The sequence below is a fragment of the Aquiluna sp. genome, assembly GCF_965064355.1.
Window position 1 is genome coordinate 1 of sequence record NZ_CBCHRQ010000078.1, and the last position, 5,393, is coordinate 5,393.

Genomic DNA, 5,393 nt, shown 5'->3' on the forward strand with positions numbered 1-5,393 from the left:
CAGGGGTTGTTAGACAACGGGCTGTAGCGCAGCTTGGTAGCGCACTTGACTGGGGGTCAAGGGGTCGTGGGTTCAAATCCCGCCAGCCCGACCACACACTCTTTGGTTTTCCTGAGAGTGCCTCAAATCTCCAGGGTTTTGCCTGCCTGTCAAGTTAGGATATTCCTACGGATACCCGATCGTCGGGACACCAGATTGCAATTGATCAGAGGCGATAGCGGATGCTTTCAAAGTATCGTGCCGGGCGCAGCATTGCCCTTATAGTCGCCTTTCTTTGCTCGTACATTGCCGTCCCTGCCTCTGTAGCCTTACCAAATCCGGCCGCAATAACAATCAATGATTCTGTTTGCAATCTTGCTACGGCTGGGTATCAAGGTTCTGGATCCGCCGGGGATCCTTGGCAGATCAGCGATTCCGCATCGCTTTGGGAAGTTACCGACTGTGAAGCACAAGCACCGGGAGGGCACTACAAGCTGGTTGCAGACATACAGCCGATCAACCTTGCGAATTCCTTCACGCTTCGCCCTATTGGCTACATAGCCTTTGGCGTGATCAACAAATTTGAGGGCACATTTGATGGCCAGGGATACTCAATCACAAACCTCAGAGCCTCGGCTGACCCCACCGCGGTAACCGCGTCTAAGGTTGCATCGGCGGGCCTTTTCGCCTGGCTCAGCAACGCCAGCATTAGAAATACATCGATCTCGGGAATCTTCTCGGGAATCAATCTGCCGGCAGGCGAAGAGTTGAACCTAGAGTATTCGACCGGGACCCTCGCCGCACGATCCTCAGGAACTCTGGCAATTTCCAATGTTGCTGTTACCGCGACAGTGTCTGGCGGTATTCGTTCTGGGGGTTTAGTCGGAACAGTTGACCATGCGCTGGTTTCAAATTCAGCTACCGTGGGCAGTAACGCTGCGTGTGGCGAGGTAGGTGGGTTTTTCGGTTCGGTTTCGGGAAGTGCGAGCATCGCCCACTCTACGAATTCCATGTCTGTTCAATCCGCAGCGCGTTCCGACTGTGTTGACAGTGGAGGTTTTGTAGGTATTGCCAGCTCGATAGAAATATCAAACTCAACAAACCTTGGAAAAATCGAAGGTGTCACTAACGTCGGAGGCTTCGTCGGATCGGCCTCGGTCGCAACCATCTCCATGTCTTTGAATCGGGGTGCGATTTCAGGTGGTTCTGCTTATGCACTTACAGATGGTTCTCTAGTAGCGGGACTTATAGCAGACGGCGGCAGCGTTCACATTTCTAAGTCCTCAAATTTTGCAGACATCAGCGTCTGGGGAGGAAGAGTAGCCGGATTAGTTGCCAACGCCTTCTCGGCGACCATTGTTGAATCGCAGAACAAGGGAACCATTGACGGTCGCGACGGTCGAGTAGCCGGCTTGTTAGCCCAAGCTTTTTCAACTTCGATCGCAAACTCTTACAATTCAGGTCAGATTCGTGGGGACTCTAGGCTCGGCGGATTAATCCAAAACTCAATTAATCCAGCGCTTGTGGTGAACTCCTACAACCAAGGGTCATTCACCCAAACACAGGACTGGCTTATCAATAGCTACTCAACTCTCTCTCCGGGCGCTACTCCGATAGACGGCCTGCTTGCAGTTGGATCTGGGGTGTTTAGTTCTTCCTTCACAACACCTCCCTCCAGTAAGTCCGCAACCACATTGCTCTCTGCGTTCCGGAATCGGGAGCTATATGTCGGCTGGGATTTTGCAAATGTTTGGGGTTTTGATTGCTCAGAGACAAACCCCACTCCCAAGTTACGTTCACTGTCACCGGGCGTGAATCTCAGGTCGGATAGCTGCCCAATTGTGATTGTTCAAAACCCGGAGGTCACAACTCCGCCATTGGCACCGAATCCTAATGAGACACCGCCTGGTCCAAACTCAAGTTCATCGACTGCCAGTTCCACCAGCAGCGGGAACTCCTCAGGGCAGGGGTCTGATCGAAGCCCTTCCACGACCGGCTCTTACACAGCATCACCGGCAGCCGTTTTCACCATCTCGGGGCAAGCCTTAGATTTGGTTCAGCGATTGTTCCTAGGAAGTTACAGTGCCACCATTTCGGCGGCTTCAGATTCGAGACTAAGTGTTCTCGTGCCAAGAGATATTCCACTTGGCAAATATGACCTGATTCTGGAATCAAGTTCTGGCCGCTTTGTCTCGCAACAAGCGGTCACGATTAGATCGTTAGGCACGTTCGCTCTTTTAGGAAAGAGCTTCTTGATACCAAAGTTTTTCACTGAGCGGACAAGCTTGAATTCCACTCAACGCAGATACATCTCGAAGTTACTGTCTGGGTCGGGGGCCACTCGTATTGTATGTACCGCCATCACCACAGAGGACATGACTCACAATCAGCGAGTTTTTGTAAGGCTTAGGGCTAAGGCCGCATGTGCTGGAGTGAAGTTAGTACTTCCCAACGCAAGAACCTGGGTTCAATCCAAGGTGACCGCAAAAGTGGTCCTGTCTAAGCGAGTAGTTCTCACATTCAAGGGCTAACTTGCGAACTTGACCAAAGCGCCTATGAGCTGAACGGGTTTACAACCCCTCCCCATTAGAATCTGGCTCATGAGCCTTCGGCAAGAGTTGCGCAGCATTCCAAACATGCTAAGTATTTTGCGCCTTGTCTTGGTTCCGGTATTTCTCTGGCTACTTCTAAATGACCACACGTTTTGGGCTTTTGGTGTCCTAGCTTTTGCCGGAGCATCGGACTGGCTTGATGGCCAAATAGCCAGGCGCTTCAACCAGGTAACTGAGCTGGGTAGAGTTTTGGACCCGGCAGCCGATCGGCTTTACATTTTTGCAAGCCTCATTGGACTGGTCATCAATGGCAATGTTCCGCTGTGGCTGGCAATTGCAGTGATTGCCAGGGATGTCATGTTGTTGATTGTCTACCCGGTTTTGGCTACCCACGGCTATGGACCACTGCCGGTCAACTTCCTCGGAAAAGCAGGAACCTTTGCACTGCTTTACGCACTTCCATTGATGCTGTTATCCGACCTTTGGCCAGCAGCCGAATTCATAATCCTGCCGCTTTCCTGGGGCTTTGCTATCTGGGGAGTTGGGCTGTATTGGTTGGCAGGTTTTATTTACGTCAAGCAAGTTAAAGATTTGGTTTCTAGCAAGCCATAAATCCCCTAGCATTATGGTTCAAGGGGAGGACACCGTGGTCAAGGATTTTCATTCAAGCGATGAAACTGCTCGCTTTGCAGAAGACCTAGTTCCACAGGACTCAGACTCTCTTTCCCCAGAAGAGCTATCCGCTGTCTCTGCTCTACCTGCAGGCTCTGCCCTTCTAATTGTTAGACGTGGTGCTGGCGTTGGTTCGAGATTCCTTCTGGACCAGGACTTAACCGTCGCAGGTCGTCACCCTGATGCTGACATCTTTTTAGATGACGTAACCGTCTCTCGTAAGCACGCTGAATTTATACGATCTGGTAACAGATTCAGCGTTACGGATTTGGGCTCTATGAATGGAACCTATGCTGTTGGTTCAAGGGTTGACTCTGCGGATTTGAGCCACGGTGACGAAGTCCAAATTGGCAAGTTCCGGATGACCTTTTTTGCTTCGGATAAGGACAGGTAGTAATGGATAACGCCGTAAGGAAAATCCAAGACCACCTCAAGCTCTACACAATCGGTCAGGTGCTTGGGGTACTCAAGCCTGAGTTCTCTGACCTAAGCCCGTCCAAACTGCGCTTTCTAGAGGACCAGGGGCTGATTACTCCAGATCGCACCGACTCGGGATATCGCAAGTATTCAGAGTCGCAGATTGAGCGAATTCGCATCATTTTGACCCTGCAGCGCGACCAGTACCTGCCGCTAAAGGTCATCCGCGACTACCTAGATGAAATCGACGCAGGACGTCAACCACTTCTTCCTCCAACCAACCCAGGATCTTTGCGCAAGGGCCAGCGATTCTCCACCGCACAGCTCAAGGCAGAGACCGGCTTAGGCGACCTTGCTTTCCGCGAGGGTGCCGAACTTGGACTATTTGGTGCTCAACCGCACTCTTCCCACGAGGTTGAAATTGCTTTTGCACTTGTTGGCCTTGAGCAATTTGGAATTCAGCCGAGGCACCTAAGAGGCCTAAAGTCTGCTGCCGAGCGTGAGGTGGGAATCATCACCGGAGTCACAGAGCCGGTTTTGAGAAAGAAAGCCCCAGAATCCGCTGCCAGGGCTGGTCACATTGCCCGCGAGATTGCAGAGCGCTTTGGCGCTATTCGTTCCCACCTAATTTCCGAGGCAATCGACTCCATCGAGAACTAGGTTTCGACACGCCGAGCTGTGGATAAACCATAAACCTCAGGTTGAAGGCAGACTTAACGGAACTTGACCACAGGGAGAAGGCAAAGTGGAGATTCAGTCCCCAATGCTGTTCACCGACGGACTGCCATCGCAGGACATCGGTTACCGTGGTGCGTCTGCAGCCGCAGCAGCGGGTATCTCTTACCGCCAGCTTGACTATTGGGACCGCACCGGTTTGGTAATCCCATCCATCCAGACCGCAACCGGTTCTGGATCTCAGCGTCTCTACGCTTTCCGCGACATCTTGGTTCTAAAGCTGGTAAAGCGCTTACTCGACACCGGAGTGTCGCTACAGCAGATTCGTTTTGCTGTTGAACAACTTCGTGCTGCTGGCATGAGCGATTTGAGCAACACCACACTGATGTCTGACGGCGCAAGGGTCTATCTCTGCACCTCACAGGATGAAGTAATCGACTTGCTTGGTCAGGGTCAGGGCGTATTTGGAATTGCAGTTGGACGCGTGCTTCGCGAAGTGGAGGCAACCTTGGTTGACTTTGCGGCTGAAGAAGCCAACATTCAAGATGAACTAGCAGCTCGTAGAGCTCGCAAGATTTCTTAGCGTCTAAACCAACGCTTCTTTTTGGCTTCTGCCCTTGACTGCGGGGCTTCTTCACTAGGCATAAATTCAGTAATCGGGTTAGCTCTGCCCCTGGTGGCACGTCCCACAACGCCAACTCGATCACGTCGTTCGGTGCCGTGGTCAATGTCAGACACCGCGCCTGCCAATAGCCAGTCAAAAGCTTTTGCAATCTCTGCCGCACCCTCGGCCGGCCAGGCGTGAATTGGACGCGCGGCTCCGGTGGACTGCTGAATTGCGGCGCGCTCCTCGAAAAAAGGCATAAGTAGCTGCTCCCCAAACATCTCGCGCAGTTCCTTGATTCGGTATTCGTGCTCGTTGGACTGAGGACGAAGTCGGTTTACGACCACTCCCAGCAACTGAAGTCTTGGGGTTAGCTTGGCGCTAATCTCGGCGATTGCTTTTCGCGCGCGGTCAGCTGCGATAACAGAGTAGAGCGAAGGCTCGGTGACCAAGATCACTCTGTCCGATGCAACCCAGGCTGTCCTGGTGAGTGC

General features: G+C 52.3%; 6 protein-coding genes and 1 tRNA gene. 6 read left to right on the top strand and 1 reads right to left on the bottom strand.

Annotated features, from left to right (window positions below):
- The first annotated feature begins 17 nt into the window (after positions 1 to 17).
- From AC128V_RS06415 to AC128V_RS06440, 6 genes are all read left to right on the top strand, one after another.
- Positions 18 to 94, top strand: a tRNA-Pro gene (locus AC128V_RS06415).
- 127 nt (positions 95 to 221) lie between these two features.
- Entirely contained in the window at positions 222 to 2,510 is a 2,289-nt protein-coding gene (locus AC128V_RS06420) for a hypothetical protein (RefSeq protein WP_482763847.1), read from the top strand.
- A gap of 69 nt (positions 2,511 to 2,579) precedes the next feature.
- Positions 2,580 to 3,143: a CDP-alcohol phosphatidyltransferase family protein gene (locus tag AC128V_RS06425; RefSeq protein WP_482763848.1), complete on the top strand. Its 564-nt coding sequence runs from the start codon at positions 2,580 to 2,582 to the stop codon at positions 3,141 to 3,143.
- A gap of 13 nt (positions 3,144 to 3,156) precedes the next feature.
- Positions 3,157 to 3,597: an FHA domain-containing protein gene (locus AC128V_RS06430; RefSeq protein ID WP_482763849.1), complete on the top strand. Its 441-nt coding sequence runs from the start codon at positions 3,157 to 3,159 to the stop codon at positions 3,595 to 3,597.
- Between the two features lie 2 nt (positions 3,598 to 3,599).
- Positions 3,600 to 4,280: a transcriptional regulator FtsR gene (gene ftsR, locus AC128V_RS06435; RefSeq protein WP_482763850.1), complete on the top strand. Its 681-nt coding sequence runs from the start codon at positions 3,600 to 3,602 to the stop codon at positions 4,278 to 4,280.
- Positions 4,281 to 4,383: 103 nt separating this feature from the next.
- Positions 4,384 to 4,878: a MerR family transcriptional regulator gene (locus tag AC128V_RS06440; protein WP_482763852.1), complete on the top strand. Its 495-nt coding sequence runs from the start codon at positions 4,384 to 4,386 to the stop codon at positions 4,876 to 4,878.
- Here the strand turns inward: AC128V_RS06440 and AC128V_RS06445 are convergent.
- The coding region (locus AC128V_RS06445) for a ParA family protein (RefSeq protein WP_482763851.1) at positions 4,875 to 5,393 on the bottom strand (519 nt) is incomplete at its 5' end. The two genes, AC128V_RS06440 and AC128V_RS06445, sit on opposite strands and share 4 nt — an antisense overlap.